Source organism: Rhodoferax sp. BLA1, assembly GCF_013416775.1.
Lineage (GTDB): Bacteria > Pseudomonadota > Gammaproteobacteria > Burkholderiales > Burkholderiaceae_C > Rhodoferax.
Map to the genome: position 1 here is coordinate 25,135 of NZ_SZVI01000011.1, position 23,261 is coordinate 48,395.

23 protein-coding genes and 1 tRNA gene are annotated in these 23,261 nt (G+C 60.2%); 9 read left to right on the forward strand and 15 right to left on the reverse strand.

The genetic code is table 11. The features are described from left to right. Positions 1-3: 3 nt before the first annotated feature. The 3 genes from FDG13_RS12530 to FDG13_RS12540 all read right to left on the reverse strand — a co-directional run bounded on the left by FDG13_RS12530 (position 4) and on the right by FDG13_RS12540 (position 780). Complete coding sequence (locus FDG13_RS12530; RefSeq protein WP_180128190.1) at positions 4-270, reverse strand: Txe/YoeB family addiction module toxin; 267 nt, start codon at positions 268-270, stop codon at positions 4-6. Positions 271-273: 3 nt separating this feature from the next. Further along, on the reverse strand, positions 274-528 hold the full coding sequence (locus FDG13_RS12535) for a type II toxin-antitoxin system Phd/YefM family antitoxin (RefSeq protein ID WP_180128192.1): 255 nt from the start codon (positions 526-528) through the stop codon (positions 274-276). A gap of 167 nt (positions 529-695) precedes the next feature. After that, positions 696-780 (reverse strand) — tRNA-Leu (locus FDG13_RS12540). A 37-nt stretch (positions 781-817) separates the two neighbouring features. On the opposite strand from FDG13_RS12540, the gene cysM reads away from it, so the two are divergent. Continuing rightward, on the forward strand, positions 818-1,720 hold the full coding sequence (cysM, locus tag FDG13_RS12545) for a cysteine synthase CysM (RefSeq protein WP_180128194.1): 903 nt from the start codon (positions 818-820) through the stop codon (positions 1,718-1,720). Between the two features lie 30 nt (positions 1,721-1,750). Further along, positions 1,751-1,978 (forward strand): sulfurtransferase TusA family protein, encoded by a 228-nt coding sequence (locus tag FDG13_RS12550; RefSeq protein WP_078366371.1) that lies wholly within the window; start codon positions 1,751-1,753, stop codon positions 1,976-1,978. Between the two features lie 66 nt (positions 1,979-2,044). Here FDG13_RS12550 and FDG13_RS12555 read toward each other — a convergent pair whose 3' ends face one another. From FDG13_RS12555 to ahpC, 3 genes are all read right to left on the reverse strand, one after another. Then, positions 2,045-4,978, reverse strand: coding sequence for a valine--tRNA ligase (locus FDG13_RS12555; protein ID WP_180128197.1), 2,934 nt, complete (start codon positions 4,976-4,978; stop codon positions 2,045-2,047). Positions 4,979-5,081: 103 nt separating this feature from the next. Next, on the reverse strand, positions 5,082-6,704 hold the full coding sequence (ahpF, locus tag FDG13_RS12560) for an alkyl hydroperoxide reductase subunit F (protein ID WP_180128199.1): 1,623 nt from the start codon (positions 6,702-6,704) through the stop codon (positions 5,082-5,084). A 169-nt stretch (positions 6,705-6,873) separates the two neighbouring features. After that, positions 6,874-7,437, reverse strand: coding sequence for an alkyl hydroperoxide reductase subunit C (gene ahpC / locus FDG13_RS12565; protein ID WP_078366367.1), 564 nt, complete (start codon positions 7,435-7,437; stop codon positions 6,874-6,876). Between the two features lie 196 nt (positions 7,438-7,633). Between ahpC and yaaA the strand changes: the two genes are divergently transcribed. Continuing rightward, a complete protein-coding gene (yaaA, locus tag FDG13_RS12570) occupies positions 7,634-8,410 on the forward strand; it encodes a peroxide stress protein YaaA (protein WP_180128201.1) in 777 nt (258 codons plus the stop codon). 70 nt (positions 8,411-8,480) lie between these two features. Beyond that, entirely contained in the window at positions 8,481-9,326 is an 846-nt protein-coding gene (gene queF / locus FDG13_RS12575) for an NADPH-dependent 7-cyano-7-deazaguanine reductase QueF (protein WP_180128203.1), read from the forward strand. Positions 9,327-9,370: 44 nt separating this feature from the next. Here queF and FDG13_RS12580 read toward each other — a convergent pair whose 3' ends face one another. Together FDG13_RS12580 and FDG13_RS12585 are read right to left on the reverse strand one after the other, a co-directional pair. After that, the gene (locus tag FDG13_RS12580; protein ID WP_180128205.1) at positions 9,371-9,919 is read right to left on the reverse strand and encodes a glutathione peroxidase; all 549 of its coding nucleotides are present in this window, start codon (positions 9,917-9,919) and stop codon (positions 9,371-9,373) included. Positions 9,920-10,053: 134 nt separating this feature from the next. After that, positions 10,054-11,301, reverse strand: coding sequence for a DNA polymerase IV (locus tag FDG13_RS12585; protein WP_180128207.1), 1,248 nt, complete (start codon positions 11,299-11,301; stop codon positions 10,054-10,056). A gap of 167 nt (positions 11,302-11,468) precedes the next feature. Here FDG13_RS12585 and FDG13_RS12590 point away from each other — a divergent pair, with 167 nt between their 5' ends. Further along, the gene (locus FDG13_RS12590; RefSeq protein ID WP_180128209.1) at positions 11,469-14,156 is read left to right on the forward strand and encodes a bifunctional acetate--CoA ligase family protein/GNAT family N-acetyltransferase; all 2,688 of its coding nucleotides are present in this window, start codon (positions 11,469-11,471) and stop codon (positions 14,154-14,156) included. Here the strand turns inward: FDG13_RS12590 and FDG13_RS12595 are convergent. Continuing rightward, positions 14,122-15,048 carry a LysR family transcriptional regulator gene (locus tag FDG13_RS12595; RefSeq protein ID WP_180128211.1) on the reverse strand — a complete coding sequence of 309 codons (927 nt, stop codon included), beginning with the start codon at positions 15,046-15,048 and terminating at the stop codon, positions 14,122-14,124. The two genes, FDG13_RS12590 and FDG13_RS12595, sit on opposite strands and share 35 nt — an antisense overlap. 86 nt (positions 15,049-15,134) lie before the next feature. Between FDG13_RS12595 and FDG13_RS12600 the strand changes: the two genes are divergently transcribed. Next, positions 15,135-15,524 carry a carboxymuconolactone decarboxylase family protein gene (locus FDG13_RS12600; RefSeq protein ID WP_180128213.1) on the forward strand — a complete coding sequence of 130 codons (390 nt, stop codon included), beginning with the start codon at positions 15,135-15,137 and terminating at the stop codon, positions 15,522-15,524. Positions 15,525-15,570: 46 nt separating this feature from the next. Here FDG13_RS12600 and dmeF read toward each other — a convergent pair whose 3' ends face one another. Then, entirely contained in the window at positions 15,571-16,554 is a 984-nt protein-coding gene (gene dmeF / locus FDG13_RS12605; protein WP_180128215.1) for a CDF family Co(II)/Ni(II) efflux transporter DmeF, read from the reverse strand. A gap of 79 nt (positions 16,555-16,633) precedes the next feature. Here dmeF and FDG13_RS12610 point away from each other — a divergent pair, with 79 nt between their 5' ends. Continuing rightward, on the forward strand, positions 16,634-16,909 hold the full coding sequence (locus FDG13_RS12610) for a metal/formaldehyde-sensitive transcriptional repressor (RefSeq protein WP_180128217.1): 276 nt from the start codon (positions 16,634-16,636) through the stop codon (positions 16,907-16,909). Positions 16,910-16,947: 38 nt separating this feature from the next. Here FDG13_RS12610 and FDG13_RS12615 read toward each other — a convergent pair whose 3' ends face one another. After that, the gene (locus FDG13_RS12615) at positions 16,948-18,102 is read right to left on the reverse strand and encodes an alpha-hydroxy acid oxidase (RefSeq protein WP_180128219.1); all 1,155 of its coding nucleotides are present in this window, start codon (positions 18,100-18,102) and stop codon (positions 16,948-16,950) included. Between the two features lie 128 nt (positions 18,103-18,230). Here FDG13_RS12615 and FDG13_RS12620 point away from each other — a divergent pair, with 128 nt between their 5' ends. Both FDG13_RS12620 and FDG13_RS12625 read left to right on the forward strand, forming a co-directional pair. Beyond that, positions 18,231-19,370 (forward strand): FAD-binding oxidoreductase, encoded by a 1,140-nt coding sequence (locus FDG13_RS12620; RefSeq protein ID WP_180128221.1) that lies wholly within the window; start codon positions 18,231-18,233, stop codon positions 19,368-19,370. Between the two features lie 834 nt (positions 19,371-20,204). Beyond that, complete coding sequence (locus FDG13_RS12625; RefSeq protein ID WP_180128223.1) at positions 20,205-20,447, forward strand: hypothetical protein; 243 nt, start codon at positions 20,205-20,207, stop codon at positions 20,445-20,447. A 136-nt stretch (positions 20,448-20,583) separates the two neighbouring features. Here the strand turns inward: FDG13_RS12625 and FDG13_RS12630 are convergent, their stop codons facing one another. The 4 genes from FDG13_RS12630 to FDG13_RS12645 form a co-directional block, all read right to left on the reverse strand. Further along, positions 20,584-21,357, reverse strand: coding sequence for a hypothetical protein (locus FDG13_RS12630; RefSeq protein WP_180128225.1), 774 nt, complete (start codon positions 21,355-21,357; stop codon positions 20,584-20,586). A gap of 102 nt (positions 21,358-21,459) precedes the next feature. Further along, positions 21,460-21,750, reverse strand: coding sequence for a hypothetical protein (locus FDG13_RS12635; protein WP_180128226.1), 291 nt, complete (start codon positions 21,748-21,750; stop codon positions 21,460-21,462). 32 nt (positions 21,751-21,782) lie between these two features. Next, complete coding sequence (locus FDG13_RS12640) at positions 21,783-22,490, reverse strand: VOC family protein (protein ID WP_180128227.1); 708 nt, start codon at positions 22,488-22,490, stop codon at positions 21,783-21,785. A 2-nt stretch (positions 22,491-22,492) separates the two neighbouring features. Next, the gene (locus FDG13_RS12645; protein ID WP_180128229.1) at positions 22,493-23,206 is read right to left on the reverse strand and encodes a YebC/PmpR family DNA-binding transcriptional regulator; all 714 of its coding nucleotides are present in this window, start codon (positions 23,204-23,206) and stop codon (positions 22,493-22,495) included. Positions 23,207-23,261: the final 55 nt, after the last annotated feature.

Below are 23,261 nucleotides of genomic sequence, written 5' to 3' on the forward strand. Positions count from 1 at the left end.
CGGTCAATCATCGTAATGCCCACGGCACGCGATCACGTCCATGTCGGTTTCGTCCACGGCATACACCAGGCGATGCACGTTATCAATGCGCCGTGACCAGTAACCAGCCATGTTGCCCAGCAAGGGCTCGGGCTTGCCGATACCTGCGAACGGCTCTCGCGCCGCAGCTTCGATCAGCGTGTTGATGCGCCGCAGTGTCTTTCTGTCCTGCCCCTGCCAATAGGTGTAATCGTCCCAGGCCGCCGGTGTGAAGCGGATAGAGCGCGCCATGCCTCAAACCTTGGTCAATTCGCGTCGTGTGGCTTTGCCTGCTTTGTGTTGCGCGATGGACTTGGCAATGTGCGCAGCGTTCGCCGGGGTCGATAGCAGGTGCATGGTTTCCATGATGCTCTGATAGTGGTCGAGAGACATCACCACGGCATCCGCACCGTCACGCCTGCTGATCACCGTCACGTCTGCATCATCGTGCACGGCATCCAGCAGGGACTTCAACGAGCTGCGGGCTTCAGAGTAGGTGATGATTTTCATGGTTTGGGTGTCCTGCTACTTGTACGTAGATTTGTCCAAGTATATGCCTGTGTCCCGGGGCAGGGTGTTTTGACGGGACGCCATGCTGCCCCGGCATCCAGCGAGACAACAAAAAACCCGCGACGTTGGTACAACGTGCGGGTTCGACGAGAGCTGAAACGGAATTCTGGTGCCCGGGGCCGGAATCGAACCGGCACTCCTTTCGGAGGGGGATTTTGAGTCCCCTGCGTCTACCAATTTCACCACCCGGGCTACGGGAGAGAGGCCGAATTATGGCACAGTGTGAGGTATGAAATATCCAACTATTGAAGATTTGATTGGCAAAACACCGTTGGTGCGTTTGCAGAGGCTTTCCGCAGACGTCAACCAGCTCAACGGCAACGTGATTTTGGGCAAGTTGGAGGGCAACAACCCGGCCGGTTCGGTCAAGGACCGGGCCGCGTTTTCGATGATTGTGCGGGCGCAGGAGCGCGGTGAGATCAAGCCCGGTGACACGCTGATCGAGGCCACCTCGGGCAACACCGGCATTGCGCTGGCCATGGCGGCGGCCGTCAAGGGTTACAAGATGATCCTGATCATGCCCGAGGACTTGTCGATCGAGCGCGCCCAGACCATGAAGGCTTTTGGCGCCGAGCTGATCCTCACACCCAAGAGCGGTGGCATGGAGTACTCACGCGACCTGGCCGAACAGATGCAGCGCGAAGGCAAGGGCCGCATGCTGGATCAGTTTGCCAACCAGGACAACCCGCGCATCCATGTGGAGACCACCGGCCCCGAAATCTGGGCCGACACCAAGGGCAAGATCACCCATTTTGTGAGTGCCATGGGCACCACCGGCACCATCACCGGTGTCTCGCAGTACCTCAAAAAGAAGAACCCGGCGATCAAAATCATTGGTGTGCAGCCGCATGAAGGCTCACGCATTCCGGGCATCCGCAAATGGCCTGAGGCTTATCTGCCCAAGATTTACGACCCGACCCATGTCGACGACCTGATGTACGTGAGCCAGGAAGATGCCGAGGCCATGTGCCGCACGCTGGCGCGTGAGGAGGGCATTTTTGCCGGTATTTCAGCGGCAGGCGCCTGCTGGGTGGCGCAAGAAATTGCCAAGACCGCGCGCCACGCGACAATTGTCTTCGTTGTCTGCGACCGGGGCGACCGGTATCTGTCCACCGGTGTGTTCCCGGCGTGAGTCCAGACCCCTATTTATCAGGAAACAGCCATGCACATTGACAAAGAGATCGACACCAGCGGACTGAACTGCCCGCTGCCCATCCTGCACGCCAAAAAGGCTTTGAGCACCATGGAAAGCGGCCAGACGCTGCAGGTGATTGCCACCGACGTGGGCTCGATGCGCGACTTCAAGGCCTTTGCCCGGCAGACCGGCAACGAGTTGCTGGACCAGCAAACCGTGCACGACACCTATATCCACGTGCTGCGCCGTCGCTGAGCCTGGCGCTGACCAAGGGGCCCCCCGACTTCAGTCAGGGCCGCAGCTTGGCGGCCCCCATTCACATCAGCCCAGGCGTGCCAGCTGGTCTTTGACCTTGGCCACCGTGGCTTCAAAGTCAGCCAGACGTTTGCGTTCCTGATCAATCACCGCAGCCGGGGCACGTGCCACAAAGGACTCGTTACCGAGTTTGCCGTTGGCTTTGGCGATTTCGCCTTCAAGCCGCGCCAGTTCCTTGCCCAGACGCGCCTTCTCGGCGGCCACGTCGATTTCCATGAAGAGGCAGATGCGCGCCTCACCCACCACCGCCACAGGGGCGGCTTGGGCGGCTGCGGCCCAGGTCGCTTCGTCGCTGAACACCCGAACTTCGTTGAGTTTGGCCAGCGCCTGCAACACCGGTGCGGCCTCGGTCATGAAAGCGGCTTCGGCAGGGGAGCCTGCCAACACAAACAGCGGCAGCCGGGTGGCGGGTGACACATTCATTTCACCACGCAGGTTTCGGCAAGCGTCCACCAGGGTCTTGAGTCTGGCCACATGGGCAATCGCGGCAGGGTCAATGCGCTCGGGTTGGCTCACCGGGTAGGTTGCAATCGCCACCGAGGCACCCGCGCGGCCGGCCAGCGGGGCCACCACTTGCCACAACTCTTCGGTCACAAACGGGATGATCGGGTGCGCCAGCCGCAAAATGGTTTCCAGGGTGCGGATCAGGGTGCGGCGCGTCGCGCGTTTTTGCGCCTCGTCACCGGTCTGGATCTGCACCTTGGCAATTTCCAGGTACCAATCGCAGAACTCGTTCCAGACAAAGTCGTAAATTGTGCTGGCGACGTTGTCGAGCCGGTATTCGGTGAAGCCTTGGGTGACATCCGCCTCGGCTTTTTGCAGCAGCGAGACGATCCAGCGGTCGGCCTGGCTGAACTTCAGGTAGTCGCCTGTGGCGCACTCAGCCGGGCTGTGGTCGTTCAAACCGCAGTCCTGGCCTTCGCAGTTCATCAGCACAAAACGGCTGGCGTTCCAGAGTTTGTTGCAGAAGTTGCGGTAACCCTCGCAGCGTTTGGCGTCGAAGTTGATGCTGCGGCCCAGAGAGGCCAGCGAGGCAAAGGTGAAGCGCAACGCATCGGCGCCAAAGGCGGGGATACCAGCCGGGAATTCCTTCTCGGTGTTTTTGCGCACCTGGGGAGCGGTTTCAGGTTTGCGCAGCCCCTCGGCGCGTTTGACCAGCAGCTCTGGCAGGGCAATGCCGTCGATCAGGTCGACCGGGTCGAGCACATTGCCTTCAGACTTGCTCATCTTGTGGCCCTGTGCGTCGCGCACCAGCCCGTGGATGTAGACGTGTTTGAACGGCACCTTGCCGGTGAAATGGGTGGTCATCATGATCATCCGGGCGACCCAGAAAAAGATGATGTCGTAACCGGTGACCAGCACACTGCTGGGCAGGTAGAGGTCGTAGTCAGGCGTTTTTTCTGGCCAGCCCATGGTGCTGAACGGCACCAGCGCGCTGGAGTACCAGGTGTCGAGCACGTCATCGTCACGCTTGAGGGCACCGGTATAACCGGCTTTTTGGGCCTGAGCCCTCGCATCGTCTTCGTTGCGTGCTACAAAAACCGTACCATCCTCGGCGTACCAGGCAGGGATTTGATGGCCCCACCAGAGCTGGCGGCTGATGCACCAGTCCTGGATGTTGTTCATCCACTGGTTGTAGGTGTTGACCCAGTTCTCGGGCACAAACTTGACTTCGCCGGATTGCACCGCGTCGATGGCTTTTTGGGTGATGGACTTGCCGGTGGGGTCTTGGTCGGACACCTTGCTCATCGCCACAAACCACTGGTCGGTGAGCATTGGCTCAATCACCTGGCCGGTACGGGCGCAGCGCGGCACCATCAGTTTGTGTTTTTTGATCTCGACCATCAGCTCCAGCGCCTGCAGGTCCTTGACGATCTGTTTCCGTGCTGCAAAGCGGTCCAGGCCCACATAGGCGCTGGGTGCATTGCTATCAATCTTGGCATCCAGGGTCAGCACACAGATCATCGGCAGCTTGTGGCGCTGGCCAACTTGGTAGTCGTTCTGGTCATGCGCCGGGGTGACTTTCACCACACCGGTGCCAAAAGCCTTGTCCACATAGTCGTCGGCAATGATCGGAATCGTGCGGTTGCACAAGGGCAGGGTGACTTCCTTGCCAATCAGGTGCGCGTAACGTTCGTCCTCCGGGTGCACCATGGCGGCCACGTCGCCCAGCATGGTCTCAGGGCGCGTTGTCGCCACCACCAAGCCGGGAGCCATTTCGCCGTTCACCAGCTGCGGGCCGTCGGCAAAGGGGTACATGATGTGCCACAGGCTGCCATCTTCTTCCTCAGACTCCACTTCCAGGTCACTTACGGCGCTCATCAACACGGGGTCCCAGTTGACCAGGCGTTTGCCGCGGTAAATCAGGCCTTGTTCATACAGGCGGACAAAGGTTTCGGTCACGGTTTTGGACAGCTTGGGGTCCATCGTGAAGTATTCGCGGCTCCAGTCCACCGTGTCGCCCATACGGCGCATCTGGGTGGTGATGGTGTTACCGCTTTTTTCTTTCCACTCCCAGACTTTGCTCACGAAATTCTTGCGGGCTTCCGCAGGTGTCGGGCCCATGTCGTGGCGGCTGATGCCTTGGGCTTGCAACTGGCGTTCCACCACGATCTGGGTGGCAATGCCGGCGTGGTCGGTGCCCGGAATCCAGGCGGTGTTGAAGCCGGCCATGCGGTGGTAACGCGTCAGGCTGTCCATGATGGTCTGGTTGAACGCGTGGCCCATGTGCAGCGTGCCGGTCACATTGGGTGGTGGCAGCTGGATGCAGAAGTTGTCACCGCGCGCGGCAGCCTCGGCATCAGGCTGGCCGGTGCCCCGGGCGCCCGCTGTGCCATAACCGCGCTTTTCCCACTCCGGGCCCCAGTGGGCTTCCAGGGCGGCGGGCTCAAAGGATTTGGACAGGCTGTTCAAGCCGGGTTGCTGCGGTGCGTCGGTCATGGGAGTGGGTCAATCAATGACGAACGGCGCCAACAGGCGCCGCTCAATGTAAAAAGGAGAGGACTGGCCCGATTTTACCGAGCCAGCCTGAGGCCGTAAGCCTTTATGCCGTGGCCATCTCTGCGGCTGGTGCAAGCTGAGGTGCTGCAACTGCTGTCGGGACGACTGCTGGCAGGCGCATCATGTAGTCAAACGCGCTCAGCGCCGCCTTGGCGCCATCACCGGTGGCGATGATGATTTGTTTAAACGGCACAGTGGTGGCGTCTCCGGCGGCAAACACACCGGGCAATGAGGTCTGGCCTTTGGCGTCCACCACAATTTCGCCGTGTTTGGAAAGCTCCAGTGTGCCTTTGAGCCATTCGGTGTTGGGCACCAGGCCAATCTGCACAAACACACCTTCGAGTTCCACGTGGTGCACAGCTTCAGAAGCGCGGTCCTTGTAGCTCAGGCCGTTGACCTTTTGGCCGTCGCCGGTGATCTCGGTGGTCTGGGCATTCACCACGATGGTCACATTGGGCAGGCTCTTGAGTTTGTTGACCAGCACCGCGTCGGCACGCAGCTTGGTGTCGAACTCGATCAGCGTCACATGCGCCACTACACCGGCCAGGTCAATCGCGGCCTCGACACCGGAGTTGCCCCCGCCAATCACCGACACGCGTTTGCCCTTGAACAGCGGGCCGTCGCAGTGCGGGCAATACGCCACGCCTTTGGTTTTGTACTGTTCTTCACCCGGCACATTGACATTGCGCCAGCGTGCGCCAGTGGACAGGATGACGGTTCTGCTCTTGAGTGAGCCGCCATTGGCCAGCTGGATCTCGATCAGGCCACCGGGCTCGGTGGCCGGGATCAGCTTGTCGGCGCGTTGCAGGTTCATGATGTTGACGTCGTAAGCCTTCACATGGGCTTCGAGCGCGGCGGCAAATTTGGGGCCGTCGGTCTCCAGCACCGAGACAAAGTTTTCAATCGCCAAGGTGTCGTTGACTTGGCCGCCAAAACGCTCAGCAGCAATACCGGTGCGGATGCCTTTGCGGGCGGCGTAGACAGCGGCAGCGGCACCAGCGGGGCCACCACCGACGATCAGCACTTCATAAGGGTCTTGTGCTGACAGCTTGGCAGCGTCACGTGCAGCAGCGCCAGTGTCGAGCTTGGCCACAATTTCCTCGACCGTCATACGGCCTGAGCCAAACATCTTGCCATTGAGAAAAACCATCGGCACGGCCATGATTTCGCGGTCATTGACTTCGGCCTGGAAGGCGCCGCCTTCGATCACCACAGTCTTGACCTTGGGGTTGAAGATCGCCATCAGGCTCAGTGCTTGCACCACGTCCGGGCAGTTGTGGCAGGTCAGAGACATGTAGACCTCGAAGTTGAAGTCGCCGTCCAGCGCGCGGATGCTGTCCAGCACATCGGCCTCAACCTTGGGCGGGTGGCCACCGGTCCACAGCAGCGCCAGCACCAGCGAAGTGAATTCGTGGCCCAGCGGCAGGCCTGCAAAACGCAGGCTGTTGTTGGCACCCACACGTTGCAGTGTGAACGACGGCTTGCGCATGTCGTGGCCGTCGGTTTTGAGTGTGATCTTGTCGCTGCGCAGGCTCTGGATGGTCTGCAGCAGGTCGAGCATTTCGCGCGAGGTGTCAGAGTCATTGAGGCTGGCCACCATCTCGAACGGTTGAGTCACGCGCTGCAGGTAGGCGGCTAATTGTGTTTTGATGTCTTGGTCGAGCATGGTGGATTCCTTAGGTGCTACCTTTAAAGTAGCTGATTGCGCCCGTTATAAAAGGGCTGGAGGCTAATTTTGTTCGAAAAAAAACCGGAAGGCAAGCTGCGCGGGGCAGCTTGTCCCAGTCCGGCTTGGGGCACACCGGTGACGGTGTGCCGTTGATGTCACCGGGGATTTAGATCTTGCCGACCAGTTCCAGCGACGGAGCGATGGTCTTGGCGCCTTCGTTCCACTTGGCGGGGCACACTTCGCCTGGGTGGCTGGCGGTGTACTGGGCTGCTTTGAGCTTGCGCAGGGTTTCTTTCACATCACGGGCGATTTCGTTGGAGTGGATTTCCAGGGTCTTGATCACGCCGTCCGGGTTGATCACGAAGGTGCCGCGGTAAGCCAGGCCGTCTGCGTCGATATGCACGTCAAAAGCGCGGGTCAGTTGGTGGGTCGGGTCACCCACCAGCGGGAACTTGGCCTTGCCCACAGCGGGAGAGGTTTCGTGCCACACCTTGTGCGAGAAGTGGGTGTCGGTGGTGACGATGTAGACCTCGGTGTTGGCCTTCTGGAATTCAGCGTAGTTGTCAGCAGCGTCTTCCACTTCGGTCGGGCAATTGAAGGTGAAGGCGGCGGGCATAAAAATCACGACCGACCATTTGCCTTTGAGGCTGGCTTCGGTCACGTCGATGAACTGGCCATTGTGGAAAGCTTTGGCTTTAAACGGTTGAACTTGGGTATTGATCAAGGACATGGAAGACTCCTGGTTGGGTGGTTAAGAAAGCGTCGGCGCACTGTTTGTTTCACCGATGGGCAAATCATAGTGCTGATCTATCGTTTTCATGATGCATTGTCTATAAGCTATCCATAGCCATTCTTTATCATGCTGTCACGATAATGAAAACCTGACAGGTCTGCAGTTTGCGACCCAACCCTAATCCCTTGCCTCCATGCTGCTTTTACTCTCCCCCGCCAAAGCCCTCGACTACGACACCCCGGCCGGTGATGTGCCACACACCCAGCCACAGTTTGTGGCCCAGTCTACTGAGCTGATCGAGATCCTGCGCCAGAAGTCGCCGCAGGACATCGCCCAACTGATGCACCTGAGTGACACCTTAAGCGGCCTGAACGTGGCGCGTTACCAGGCCTGGACGCCCAAGTTCACCGCCAAAAACGCCAAACAGGCGGTGCTGGCCTTCAACGGCGATGTTTATGGCGGGCTGGACGCCAAAACCCTCAATGCCAAGGCATTGGCCTGGCTGCAGGAGCATGTGGGCATTTTGAGCGGCCTCTACGGTCTGCTGCGCCCGCTGGACTACATGCAGCCCTACCGGCTGGAGATGGGCACCCAACTGGCCAATGCCCGGGGCAAAAACCTGTACGAGTTCTGGGGCAGCCAGATCGCTGAGCACCTCAACACCTGCCTGAAAAAAGACGCGGCGCCAGTCATCGTTAACCTGGCTTCGGTTGAGTATTTCAAGGCGGTGGACCTCAAGACCCTGAAAGCGCGCGTGGTGGAATGTGTGTTTGAGGAATACAAGGGCGGCAAGTACAAGATCGTGAGTTTTCACGCCAAACGCGCGCGCGGCCTGATGGCGCGTTTTGCGGCTGTGCACGCGCTCAAGAAGCCTGAGCAGCTGGTCGGTTTTGATGCCGAGGGTTATGCCTATGACGCCGCTGCCTCGACGCCTGAGCGGCTGGTGTTCCGCAGGCGTGCTGCGGATTGAGGTTTACAGAAGAAATAATGCTTAAGCCTTTGTAAAACAAGGGCAAGCAGCTATTGAAAGCAGAGTATCCATGAACCCCATCGACCATTCCCCTCTTGGCCATGCCACGCAGTATGTAGACCAGTACGACGCCAGCCTGCTGTTCCCGATCCCGCGTTTCGCGCAGCGCGAGAAGCTCGGTATCAGTCAGCGGCTGCCGTTTCTGGGCGCGGATTTGTGGACCGCGTTTGAGCTGAGCTGGCTCAATGCCCGTGGCAAACCTCAGCTGGCGTTGGCCCACATCACGGTGCCGTGTGAGTCGACCAACATCATCGAGAGCAAGTCGTTCAAGCTCTACCTGGGCAGTTTCAGCAACACCCGCTTTGGTGATGCGGCGGAGGTGCAGGCGCGTCTGCGTGCCGATTTGACCGAGGCCGCCTGGCGCGGCGCAACCGTGCAAAGCAGTGTCGGGGTCAAGTTGATTGCGCCTGAGTTTTTTGACCAGGAACCGATCCATGAACTCGACGGCCTGAGCCTGGACCGGCTCGACCTGGACTGTGACCGTTACACCCCCGCACCCGAGTTTCTGAGTGCGGCCACTGAGGAGGCGCCGGTGTCCGAGGTGTTGACCAGCAACCTGCTCAAAAGCAATTGCCCGGTGACTGGCCAGCCCGACTGGGGCAGTGTGCAGATCAGTTATTTTGGGCCGCAGATCGACCAGGCCGGGTTACTGCGTTACATCGTGAGTTTTCGCAACCACAACGGTTTCCATGAAGACTGTGTGGAGCGCATCTTCATGGACATCCAGGCCCGTTGCCAGCCGCACAAGCTCAGCGTGTATGCGCGTTACACCCGCCGTGGCGGGCTGGACATCAACCCGTTTCGCTCGAGTTTTCCGCAAGCGCTGCCCAGCAACGTGCGCAGCGCGCGGCAATAGCCGTATTGGCTTCTGGCCCTTATGGAATAAGGGCCTGTAGCTATTTATTTGTTAGCCAATTCCTGTTTGACCGCCTCCACCAACTGGGGGGCTTCGGCGGTGGTGGCGGGGGCAAAACGGCGCACCACTTCACCTTTGCGGTTGATCAGGAACTTCTCGAAGTTCCACACCACCTCGGGCGCGCTGGTAGGTTCGATCTTGTGGCCACGCAGCATGGTCTCCACACCAGCGCGTTCTTCGGTGACCGGCTGGGCGGCTGTGAGCCACTGGTAGAGCGGGTGTTTGTTGTCACCGGTGACGACGATCTTGCTGAACACCGGGAACTGCACACCGTAGTTCAGGCTGCAAAAGCTGGCGATTTCGGCATCGGTGCCGGGTTCCTGGCCAGCAAAGTCGTTGGCCGGGAAGCCCAGCACCGTCAGACCCTGGTCGCGGTAGGTTTCAAACAGTTTTTCCAGGCCTTCGTACTGCGGTGTCAGACCACATTTAGAGGCCACGTTGACGATCAGCAGCACCTGGCCTTTGTAATCGGCCAAGGTGGTGTCAGAGCCGTTGGCTTGGCGCAGGGTGATGTCGTACAGCGATGTGGTCATGGTGTTGTCCTTGGTGGATGGGGTCGGGGAAAAGAAGGCCGGTGTGAACCGTGACCTGGTTGAAAAAAGCACAGGCGGATTACAGCAAAAGCGCCATTCTTGTGACGCCAGAGGGGCTATGCGGGCCACCGCTGTTAATCAAACAGCTGCGGCTCAGAGACTATGGATTTGGAAGCTGTTGGCCCTTGATATATAAGGGCTGGAGGCTGATTTGATGCCGTCTCTGCTGCGTCCTGCAGACGCATCAGCGAGGCCACCCGCACACCCAGCAGGCGCAGGCGCCGGTTCAATGGCACACGTTTGAGGCAGTGCCCCGCGATCCGGCGGATGGTTTGGGCGTCACCCACATAAGCCTCCACCGTCTGGTCGCGTGTGACACTTTTGAAATCGTCAAAACGCAGTTTGATGCCAATCGTTTTGCCGACATACCCCTTGTTGGCCAGGTCGGCCGCCACCTGCTCACACAGCTTGGTGAAGATGGCGCCTAACTCGGCCTTGTCGCGCACCGCATGCAGGTCGCGCTCAAAGGTGGTTTCGCGGCTGATGGAGACCGGTTCACTCTCCAGCTCCACCGGCCGGTCATCCTGGCCGTGGGAGGCAGCGTACAACCAGGCCCCGGTTTTCTGGCCAAAGTGGTCGATCAGCCAGTCCAGCTCCTGTTGCGCCAGCTGTCCAATGGTGGTGATGCCCAGACCTTGCAGTCTTTCATCTGCCTTGGGGCCGATGCCGTTGATCTTGCGGCAGGCCAGCGGCCAAATCTTGCTCTCCAGGTCCTCCTCAAACACGATGGCTATGCCGTTGGGTTTGTTGAACTCGCTGGCCATTTTGGCCAGCAGTTTGTTGGGTGCCACCCCAATCGAGCAAGTCAGGCCGGTCTGCTGAAAAATCGTCTTCTGGATCAGGCGCGCCAGCACCCGGCCACCGTCGCGCTGGCCACCGGGCACCTCGGTGAAGTCGATGTAGACCTCGTCCACCCCCCGGTCTTCCATCAGCGGGGCAATGTCCAGGATGATGTCCTTGAACGCGCGCGAAAAACGCCGGATCTCGGCGAAGTCCACCGGCAACAAAATGGCCTCTGGGCAGAGTTTGGCCGCTTTCATCAGGCCCATGGCCGAACCCACACCCGACTGGCGCGCCGCGTAGGTGGCGGTGGTGATGACCCCGCGCCCGGTGTATCCGGCCAGGCGCGGAAAGTCCGCCACCGGGATCTTGCTCAGCGGCACATCGGCATGGGCTAACAACAAGGCGTCATCGGCCGAACGCCGCCCGCCGCCAATCACCACTGGCAGCCCTTTGAGCTGCGGATAACGCAGCAGCTCCACCGAGGCGTAAAACGCGTCCATGTCCAGGTGGGCAATACGTCGGATCAGGCGGGGCGGCATATCGGGTGGGGCAACACAGGCATGTTGGCAAGGATACCGCGCCAGGCGGTGTTTTTACCCACCCACACCGGCGCTTGTCCTGTGCTGTCTAGATGACAAATTCCAGTGCTTTTTGGGCGGGGACAGGTTAAGCTTGTCGGGGTTTTTCAAACGTCAGTGGGTTGTTTATGGACAAGCATTTTTTGACATCGCTGTTTTCCCCGGGCTCCATTGCCGTGTTTGCCGGCCAGACCAGCGATCCCGAATCGCAAACGCCGCAAGCGCGCGCCTTGCACCGGGCGCTCACCGCCCAGCAATACGCGGGCAAACTGGTGTTTCTGGACACCCATGCCAGTGGCACCTTGGCAGATCTGGCCACGGTGCATGCCGATCTGGCCATCATCGCGCTGCCGCCCGATGAAGTGGCTGCGGCGATGGAGCTGGCCGGGCGCATCAAATGCCGCTCGGCGCTGGTGATCTCCAGTGGCATCGACGCCGCCCAGGCCGCCGAACTGCACAAAATGGCCTCGCGCGATGGCATCTACCTGCTCGGGCCCAATTGCCTGGGTTTCCAGCGGCCCCATTTGCAGCTCAACGCCAGTGTCGCCGGGCCGCTGGGCACACCCGGCCCGCTGGCGCTGGTGTCGCAGTCGGGTGCGCTCACCTCGTCGATCCTGGACTGGGCGCGCAAAAACGCAGTGGGCTTCTCGACCGTGGTCTCACTGGGCCCCAATACCGCCGTCGACATGGCGCAGGTGCTGGACTATCTGGCGTCGGATGCCAAAACCCACAGCATCGTGGTGTATCTGGAAGGCATCACCAACGCCCGGCGTTTCATGAGCGCCCTGCGTGCGGCGGCCAATGCCAAGCCGGTGGTGGTGCTCAAGGCGGGCCGCAAACCGGCCAGCAACCACGCGGCGTTGACGCACTCGGGCGCGATTGTGGGCAGCGACGAGGTGTTTGACGCTGCTCTGCGCCGCGCCGGTGCGGTGCGGGTGCGCTCCTTTGTGCAGCTGTTCTCAGCCGCCAAATGCCTGGCCTCGCGGTACAAGCCGGTGGGCAGGCGTTTGGCCATCATCACCAACGGCGGTGGGCCAGGGGTGCTGGCGGCTGACTGGGTCAGTGAAATCAACCTGGAACTCGGGCGCCTGAGCCCGCAGGCGATCGAGGCGCTCAAACCCGCGTTGTCGCACCTGGCCACGCTCAGCGATCTGGTCGATGTCTCGGAAGAGGCTGGCCCCGAACACTACCGCGCTGCCATCGAGGCGGCCAGCCAGGCCAGCCAGATCGACGGCATTCTGGTGATTTATTCCCCCAAGGTCGACCGGGATGGGGATGCCATCGCCAGCGCCATTGCCGGTTTCAACCGCCAGGTCAACAAACCGCTGCTGACCTGCTGGATGGGTGACGCCTCGGTGGGTGACGCGCGCAAGATCCTCAATGACGCGGCCATCCCCACCTTTCGCACCCCTGAGGCGGCGGTGGGCGCCTTTGGCAACATCGCGTCCTTCTACCAGAACCAGCTGTTGCTGCAGCAAACACCGCCCCCCTTGAGCGAGCTGTCTCGCCCCGATGTGGAAGGTGCGCGCCTGCTGATCGAGAGTGTGCTGGCCGAGCGGCGCAAGGTGCTGACCGAGATGGAATCCAAGGCACTGCTGGCGGCGTTCCACATCCCGGTCACCAAAACCATCCTGGCGCGCAGCCCCAACGAGGCCATGATGATTGCCACTCAGCTGGGTTTCCCGGTGGCGCTCAAGATCGACTCGCCCGATGTCAGCCACAAGTCGGACGTGCAAGGTGTGGCCCTGAATGTGATGAACGCCATGGGTGTGCGTGATGTGTATCTGGAGATGATCCAGAACGTCAAACGCCTGCAGCCCGACGCCAAGATCAACGGTGTCACGGTGCAGAACATGTCGAACCAGACACGTGGCCGCGAGGTCTGTGTGGGCCTGGTCACTGACGACCCGTTTGGCCCGGTGATCACCTTTGGTGCCGGTGGCACCATGATCGAGCTGATCAACGACCGCGCCATGGAGCTGCCGCCGCTGAACCAGTTCCTGGCGCGTCGGCTGATTGAGCGCTCACGCGTGGCCGACACCCTGGGTGCCTGGCGCGGCGCCAGAGCCGCCGATGTGGAATCGCTTGAGCAGATTCTGTTGCGGGTGTCGGAAATGGTGTGTGAGCTGCCGCAATTACGCGAGATGGACATCAACCCCATCATCGTGGACGAGTCGGGTTCGCTGGCGGTGGACGCCCGCATCATCATCGACAACGCCGCGCCTTCGGTGCGCCACTACAACCACCTGGCGATCCTGCCTTACCCCTCGCAGCATGAGCAGGTGTTCCCGATGGCCGGTGGCGGTGAGTACGTGGTGCGCCCGATCCACCCCGACGACGCCCTGATGCTGCAGGCCTTTGTGCGCGGCCTGTCGCCCGAGAGCCGTTATTTCCGCTTTGTGTCGAGCATGCAGGAGCTGCCCGCCACCATGTTGTCGCGTTTCACCCTGATCGACTATGACCGCGAGATGGCGCTGGTGGCCTTGCATGCGTCCACCAGCCTGGACGAACACGGCCAGTCACAGCAGACCACACGGGTGGTGGGTGTGTCGCGCTACATCACCAACCCGGACCGCGCCAGCTGCGAGTTCTCGCTGGTGGTGGCTGATGACTTCAAGGGCCAGGGCCTGGGCTCGCGCCTGATGCTCTCGATCATGGACTTTGCCCGTGAAAAAGGGCTGACCGAGATCGAAGGCCTGGTGCTGGCCAACAACGCCAACATGCTCAAACTGATGCGTGGCCTGGGCTTCCAAGTCAAGGCTTTCCCGGAAGACCCGGACTTCAAGCTGGTGACACACCAGTTGCAGCTGTCCTGATCTTCGCCCTGACAAGCTCAATGAACGGACGCAAGACTGGCGACGGGTTGTGTTGTGCATAGGCCAGCGCGATACCCATCGACAGCTTGTTGTCACCTTCTTTCAAGGCCCTGAAGCTGACGCCTTGGCGTCTGACTTTTTGTAATGACGCCGGCAAGAGCCCCAAACCCTGTCCTTGTGCAATCAAGCCCAGCAGGATGTGGTGGTCGGGTGGTTCCGGGATCACATTGGGCTTGAAATCGATCCGGTTAAAAAATGCCTGGCAGTGGTCGTAAAAACCGGGGTTCAAGCGGCGTTCAAACCAAAACAAGGCTTCATTGCGAAGGTCGTCAAAGCCGAGCCTACGTTTTTTGGCGAGTGGATGGGCGGTCGGCAAGGCCACCACAAGCGGTTCCTCCAGGACGGTTTCTACTGTCAAGCCTTCGGTATGGGTGTGCAAACCAATGAAGGCGGCGTCCATGTTGCCGTTTTTGATGTCCCGGACAAGACGCGTCGAGTGCTTACCTTTGGAGGTGATCCGCCACTCAGGGAAACGCTGCTGCAGGCTGTCGACAACGTCGGGGATGGCGCTGCGGTCGAACACCGTGGTGTAGCCCAGCACAAACTGGCCCCCTTGTGTTGCTTGTGCCGCTCTGGCCACCGCAATCGCCTTGTCCACCTGCCGCAAGCTTTGCCGCACTTCTGGCAGGAATGCGAGCCCAGCTTCTGTCAGCGTGACGCCTGACTTGCCCCGCAGGAACAAGGCCACGCCCAATTGCTCTTCCAACTGTTGGATTTGCCTGCTCAAGGGGGGTTGTGAGATGTGCAATCGCAGCGCCGCACGCCCAAAGTTGAGCTCTTCACTCACGGCCAGAAAGTAGCGCAGCTGGCGCAGGTCAATCGAATCATTCATACCGAAAAGGTATCACAGAAATGGTATTGGACGCGTCACAGAGCGCGACATACAGTGCGCTCACTTATCAACACCAAGGAACTCCCATGAACAGCGAACGGTATGTACGGGGCTTGGCCAAGCTCAAAGAGATCGATGGTCAAGCCGGTGAAAACGTGATCAACAGTCTGAGCGATATCGCGCCCGACTTTGCACGTCTACTGATTGAATTTCCCTTTGGCGACATCTATTCGCGGCCCGGTCTGGACCTCAAAACGCGTGAACTCGCCGTGGTGGCTGCACTCACCGCGCTGGGCAACGCCGCACCTCAACTCAAGGTGCACATCCAGGGCGCGCGCAATGTGGGTTGCTCCGAGCAGGAAATTGTCGAAGTCATCATCCAAATAGCGGTTTATGCCGGGTTTCCTGCTGCACTGAATGGCCTGTTCGCAGCCAAGGAGATTTTTGCGCAGCACCCCACACCACCCAGCCACTGAAGGGCGCCAAAACGCAGCTCAGCAGGGCATGGGCTGGCGGATGACTTCAAGCGGGTGACACACCCGCTGCAGCGGCCCCAAAGTACTGCGGGTGGCAGGTGGGGCCGCAGGGGTGGATTTCTACCGTGATGTGCACCAGCTCTTCGTGGATGCGCAACTGGTTCTTGAAGTACTCGGGCGTGGCCGCTTCTGAGGTGGCCAGTGACAGGATGCAAGCGTATTTGCCTTTGCCAACGCGCCACACATGCAGGTCGGTGATGGCCGCCGGGATCGGGCTGGCGGCAATCACCTCGCGAATCTCTTCACTGACCGGCGCGTCCATCTCGGCATCCAGCAGCACACGCCCGCTGTCACGCAACAAACCGTAGGCCCACACACCCACCAGTGCTGCACCGGCGATGCCCATCAGCGGGTCGAGCCAGTCCGCGCCCCAGAGTTTGCCGCCCATCAGCGCCAGGATGGCCAGCACCGAGGTGGCGGCATCGGCCACCACATGGATGTAGGCCGAGCGCAGGTTCAGGTCTTCGTGGTGGGCATGCCCATGGGAATGTCCGTGGTCGTGCCCGTGGTCATGGTGGTCCCGCAGCAGCCAGGCGCAGGCCAGGTTGACCAGCAGCCCGACCACGGCGATGCCGATGGCCTGGTCGTACTGGATCGGGGTGGGTGAGATCAGCCGCTCGACCGACTGGTACAACATCAGCACCGCAATGCCCACCAAAAAGGTGGCGCTGGTGTAGCCGCCCAGCACTTCGATCTTCCAGGTGCCAAAGGCAAAACGGCTGTCCTTGGCAAAACGCCGCGCCGCGCCATAGGCCATCACCGACAGGCCCAGCGCCAGCGCGTGCGAGCTCATGTGCCAGCCGTCCGCTAGCAGCGCCATCGAGTTGTAGTACCAGCCGCCAGCGATTTCGGCCACCATCATGACGGCCGTAAGCATCACTGCCCAGCGGGTGTTCCGCTCAGCCAGCGGGTTGCCTTCGTCAAACACGTGGCTGTGGTCCAACGGGGCGGCGGTGAGGGTGGGCTGCATGGTGGTACGCTTCCTGTTCTGACGGGGGTGTCTAGATACTATACCCCAGTATACTTTTATCGACAGAAAGAGACTGACCGTGCCGCATACGATCAAAAGCAAGAAGCAGTTGTTGACCCGCGTCCGCCGCATCAAGGGCCAGGCCGATGCGCTGGAACGCGCGCTGGAGCAAGAGACTGACTGCTCAGCCGTGCTGCAGCAGATTGCCGCCATCCGCGGTGCGGTGAATGGGCTGATGGCCGAGGTGTTGGAGGGCCACCTGCGTGAACACCTGGACGCGCAAGACCTGCCGCTGGAGCAGCGCCGCAACGACCTGGAGCAGGTGGTGAAAACGCTGCGCTCTTACCTCAAATAAACGCAGGTTGCTGGGGCAGGGCAAGCCCGCCCCAGGCTTTACACCGGGTAGGTGCCGGGCAGCAAGATGCCCTTGTCCACGGTGTCGAGCTGGGTGTGGCCACAAAAGGCCATGGTCAGGTCGAGTTCTTTGTGGATGATCTCCAGCGCCTTGGTTACCCCTTCTTCACCCATGGCACCCAGGCCGTATAAAAAGGCGCGGCCAATGTAGGTGCCACGGGCACCCAGGGCACGCGCCTTGAGCACATCCTGGCCGCTGCGGATGCCGCCGTCCATGTGCACCTCGATGTCCTTGCCCACCGCGTCGACGATGGCGGGCAGGGCGCTGATGGAGCTGGGTGCGCCATCCAGCTGGCGGCCACCGTGGTTGCTGACAATCATCGCGTCAGCGCCCGAGTTGACCGCCAGGCGCGCGTCTTCCACGTCCTGGATGCCCTTGATGATGAGTTTGCCGCCCCAGCGGTTTTTGATCCACTCCACATCGTCCCAGCTCAGGGCCGGGTCAAACTGTTTGGCGGTCCATTCACTCAAGCTGCCCATGTTCTCCACACCTTTGACATGGCCCACGATGTTGCCAAAACCACGTCGCTGGGTGCCCAGCATGCCCAAACCCCAGCGTATTTTGGTGGCCATGTTGATGATGTTGGGGATGGTGAGTTTGGGTGGTGCCGACAGGCCGTTTTTGATGTCCTTGTGGCGCTGACCCAGGATCTGCAAGTCCAGCGTGATCATCAGCGCCGAGCAGTGCGCTGCCTTGACGCGGTCGATCAGGCGCTCGATGTAGTCGCGGTCCTTCATCACGTAGAGCTGAAACCAGAACGGGTGGCCACCGGTTTCCTTGGCCACGTCTTCGATCGAGCAGATGCTCATGGTGGACAGCGTGAACGGGATGCCGAACTTCTTGGCTGCGTTGGCCGCCTTGATTTCACCGTCGGCACTCTGCATGCCGGTCAGCCCGGTGGGGGCAATCGCCACCGGCATGGCCACCTTCTGGCCGATCATGGTGCTGGCTGTGCTGCGGTTTTCCATATTGATGGCCACGCGCTGGCGCAGTTTGATCGCCTGGAAGTCCGCCGAGTTGGCACGATAGGTGCTCTCAGTCCAACTGCCGGAGTCGGCATAGTCGTAGAACATGCGCGGCACCCGCGCTTTGGCCAGAATGCGCAGGTCTTCAATGTTGGTGATCACGGGCATAACAGGGGCTCCTTTGAATGCCCTGCATGTTACGGGGCCAAACTGGCGTGCCATTTGAAAAGTGCTGAAGCGCTTGTGAAATTTGTTGACGGCGCCCCCTGTGCGCCATTTTTTGAGAAGGTGAACACATGCAGAAAACAGATGTCTTGATCGTGGGTGCGGGCATGGCGGGTGCCTCTGCCGCCTATTTTTTGGCGCCACACCGGCAGGTGACGCTGCTGGAGTGGGAGTCGCAGCCGGGTTACCACGCCACCGGGCGCTCGGCCGCGCTGTATTCGGAAACCTATGGCAATGCCACCGTGCGCGCCATCACCACCGCAGCCAAGGCGTTTTACTTTGATCCACCCGAGGGGTTTTCGCCCTACCCGCTGGTCACACCGCGTGGTACGTTGATTGTGGGCACCGCGGACGACCACGACGCACTGCGCGAACGGTTTGAGGCGATGCAGACGCTGATTCCCAATGTGCAATGGTGGACGCAGGACCAGATGTTGCAAAAAGTGCCGGTGCTGCAGCCCGAGTTTGCCGCGTTTGGCATCTTCGAGCCCGACGCCATGGACATGGATGTGCATGGCATCCACCAGGGTTTTCTGCGCGGCGCCAAAGCCGCTGGCGCCAAACTGGTGTGTGACGCCCAGGCGCAGGCCGTGGTGCGTGAGGACGGCGGCTGGCGTGTGGACACACCGGCAGGCAGTTTCTGGGCGCCGGTGCTGGTCAACGCGGCAGGCGCCTGGTGTGACGAGCTGGCCCAACTGGCCGGTGTGGCCCCGGTGGGCTTGCAACCCAAACGCCGCACCGCCTTCACCTGCGAGCCACCTGCTGGCAGCGACAGCGCCCACTGGCCGATGGTGATTGACCTGCAGGAAACTTTTTACATCAAGCCCGATGCGGGCCTGCTGCTGGTGTCACCCGCCAACGAAGACCTGGTGCACCCGCAGGACGTGCAACCCGAAGAGCTGGACGTGGCGATTGCGGTGGACCGGGTCGAAACCGTGACCACGCTGCAGATCCGCAAGATCAAACGTTCTTGGGCGGGTTTGCGCTCGTTTGTGGCCGACAAAACCCCGGTGGTGGGTTTTGCCCCCGACGCCCCGGGCTTTTTCTGGCTGGCCGGGCAGGGCGGCTACGGCATTCAGACCGCACCCGCCATGGGTGAACTGACGGCGGCGCTGGTGCAGGGGTTGCCGGTGCCTGCGGCCCTGGCGGCGGTGGGTGTGCGGGCTGAGGATGTGTCGCCCTTGCGTCCCGGTTTGGGTGTAACGCCCTGAAGGTTTATATATAAAATTGGCCTCTAACCCTTTGAAAATAAGGGCTAGTAGCTATGAAGTTTGAGTACCTGTAAGCAGCAGGCTGTTGTGGCTTGGTGTTGTTAGCGGGCTGTGTTTGTCCTCTTCTCCGCTGGACGCACGGCAAACGTCGTGGCAGAGGCACTTTTTTACAGCCTCAACGTTCAAGATCAGTGGCCGTCGAAGTTGGTCCGCTGGGGCGAGAGGTCAGAACGACCCCTATTCGCCAAAAGGTGAGACCTCCGCTCAAGATCGCCCACGCAACCGGGACCCAGAGCCCATGGAAGAGCCAGTAGAGGGACGCCACGATCCCTAAGGCGTAAGCGACAAAAGCAACTTTTTTCCGTAACGCTGGGGCTACCAACGTGGGGAAGAGGACAAGCAGAGAACCACACATCAAAGAGCCAACCGCCAAACCCAAGTCCGAAACGAAGGATGACCATGGGGCGTTGCACTTGCCCGAGACTAGGTACTCCGAGGGGCACAGCCACTCATTCACTTTGTAGATGACCACGGCCGCAAAAACGCCAAGGTAGAAGCCGACCAAGGCGGCAGGTACTGTGAGAATCCAACGGAGGGTGCGCATGGTTCTAACGATTGAAAGGCGCTTCCCCGTCTCGAGCCAGGCGCGAGCCTTGAGGGTGGCGGTGAACGGCAAGCACGTGCCACGATGGAGAGGTCAAACTGTTGGCGTGCCGCAATGTTGTTGTCATCAACTTGTCCGAGAGGGGAAGTTGTGAGCATCGTAACGGTTGGAATCGATCTGGCAAAAAATACGTCTTTGCCGTTCCTGGTGTCGATGCCGCAGGCAAGCCCGTGCTACTGCGGCTCAGTCCGATGCGGGCCTGCTGCTGGTGTCGCCCGCCAACGAAGACCCGGTGCACCCGGCTTTTCTGCCTGGCCGGGCAGGGCGGCGACGGCATCCAGATCGCGCCCGCTGTGGGTGAGTTGTCGGCGGCGTTGGTGCAAGGGCTGCCGGTGCCAGCGGCCTTGGCAGCGGTGGGTGTGCGGGCCGAGGATGTGTCACCGCTGCGTCCTGGCTTGGGTGCAACAGCCTGAGGGTTTATCAGGAAAATTGGCCTCTAGCCCTCGTTTTATAAGGGCTAGTTGCTATGAAGTTTGAGTCATAACCAGTAGCACGCTGTTGTGGAATCGGCGCAGGGCCTCGCCTCGAACGAGGGACTTGGCTTCCGCGTCACGGTAGCTCGATACCCGTGTTCCAGGAGTCGTCGATTTGTTTGAGCAACGACGTTCTGTTTCCGTCGTCTTCAATCTTGCTCAGCATGAATGCCTTATTCCCGGCGTCCTTGATGGAGCAGCCAATGTGCCAGCACGTTGAGTTGTCCAATACGATGAATCGATCATGAAACTCTTTCGTCGTATGGACTTCGAGCGTAGCGTCCTTGTACTGAGTACGCCAAGTTTTCATCTCGTTTGGAAAATCTGCTGGGGTTTTCGCCGAGAGGATTCGTACGCTCATCCCGGGCTGCAGGGCAGACGCAAGGAGTTTGAGGACTGATTGATCAATATATGGATCAACGACGGTGATCGATCTCGCCGAAGACTGCAGGATAGAGCGAAGTTCAGTATAGGCATCATGCTGGCTTTGCCTGGGAAAGAACAGTTCATTGACCTCCGCAGAGTCTGGGGTCAACTTTCCTTCTTCCAGGCGCCAACCGATGGCCCTGAGCGCGCCATCAAGCTGTTCCGCGTAGCCGCGCTTGACCAACTCGCCAGTGACTACAAACGCGGCTCGGAGTTGAGCCTCTGCGTTCAGTTCATCGTACGCGCTGTCAATCTTCGGTCTGTAGGCCGCGATGCGCATCTTGTCCGAGAAGTCCTTTTGTGTCTTGAGCGCCCAGTCGACATTGATGCCTGAACGATCAATGACTTTTGGGACCTCGTAGCTGTTCAGCTCAAGTACAACGCTGCGGAGAACTCGCCAAGGATGAAGTTCGAAGGAACGCATAGAGTAGCACCGGTGAGTGTTTCGGAAGCCTAATGTTGGCGGTAAGGGGCGCAGAGCTGACCTGCTGGCGGAGCATCCCGCTTGACCGAAAGGGCAGATGACTTACTTTGTGAAAGGGGCATTGCCAAGTTTTCCATCTCGGAGAATGATTTCGCAATCGAAGCCATTCCATGACGCACATTTAATCCGGTCATTGCCAACAACCCGAATCGGGTTTGCGTATGCGTCATCGTCCATCGCGCGTTCAGCAAACCAAACTATCTCCCCAGAAGAGTTAACTAAGTAAAGGTTCGATTCATTCTTGGGGTGTTGGTAATAGTCCTCACGCACGACCGTACCAAAACTGGTGTCTATGGTTTCAATAATTGCTGTGTGGCGTGGACGAAGGTTCATGTCATCTAAAGCAATGTAGACGGCCGCACCAGCTAAACACCTTGGCTCTTCAGCGTGACCGGGCCTTTGGGCGTGTTCAGGGTGACGGTGATATTGGCCGGGCCATCGGCTACCGTGACACCGCTCAGCCCGATAGCCTCATACGCCGCTTGTAATTTGGCTGCCGTCGGGTGGGTCACCGCCACACTTTGCAGCGTGACGCCAGATCGTGGCAGGCTGTTGCGGGGGTGCAGGCGCAGCGGTTCGGCCTCAGCAGGTTTGCCCCACTGGATCAGGCTGGGCAAGGCGCCGTCAAACAGGCGCTGGCCGTCGTCGCGCACGGTGATCTGCCATTGCAGCAGGCCTTTGCGCGAATGGCGGCTGGTTTGTAGCGCCGGGCCACGGTCAATACCCAGGGCCTTGAGCGCAGTGCGCCCGGCCTGTAACTCGTCGGTCTGGGCCACAAAATGCACCAGCTGCGGTGCCACGGCCACAGCGGCCTGCAGGGCTGCATCATCCATGTCAAACCAGCGCTTAGCCCTTGTATCACCTAGGCTTTTAGCTTCTGGATTGATAGCGATGATTTCCAGATAGGCCAGCGGAAATTTGGGCGTGGCGATCTTGATCAGGCGGTTGTGGGTGCCAAACTGCGGGTGTTCACCGCCCGGGCCGGGGCTGACGCCCAGCGTGGCTTCGCACCAGGCCACACCCTGGTCCAGGGTCTGGGCAAGAATCACCAGATGGTCAATTTGGCTTTTCATCCTCAACCCGCCAAACCAACGTAGACGTTTTGCACATCGTCATTGGCGTCGATGGCGGCCAGAAAGGCTTCCACCTCTTCCAACTGCTCGGCGCTCAGGCTGGCCGGGTCGACCGGGTTTTTGGGTTTGTAACCGAGCTTGGCCGACAACACGGTGAAGCCCTGGGCGGGCAGGGCGCGGCTGACCAGGTCCAGGTCGGTCGGGTCGGTCAGGAACAGCGTGGTGCCTTCTTCGTCGCCGGGCTCCAGGTCTTGCGCTCCGGCTTCAATAGCGGCTACCTCAGCATCTGCGTCGGGTAAAGCTGGTTCGGCCTCGATCATGCCGAGGTGGTCAAAGTCCCAGGCCACCGAGCCCGAGGTGCCCAGCTGGCCCTTGCGGAATAACACGCGCATCTCAGGTGCGGTGCGGTTCAGGTTGTCGGTCAGGCACTCCACCATCAGTGGCACGCGGTGCGGCGCAAAACCTTCGTAGATCACGTGTTCAAAGTGGACCGCCTCGCCAGTCAGGCCAGCGCCTTTTTTGATGGCGCGGTCGAGTGTGTCCTTGGGCATGGAGGCCTTGCGGGCCTGTTCCACCAGCAGGCGCAGGCGCGAGTTGGCGGCGGGGTCGGCGCCGCTGCGTGCGGCCAGCATGATGTCCTTGGACAGTTTGCCAAACACCCGGCCCTTGGCGTTGGCGGCCAATTCCTTGCCCTTTGCTTTCCACTGCGCACCCATGACTGTTCTTCCTTGCGTTGTTTGCGCCCTAGGGGCGCGGTTCAAATATGAGAGG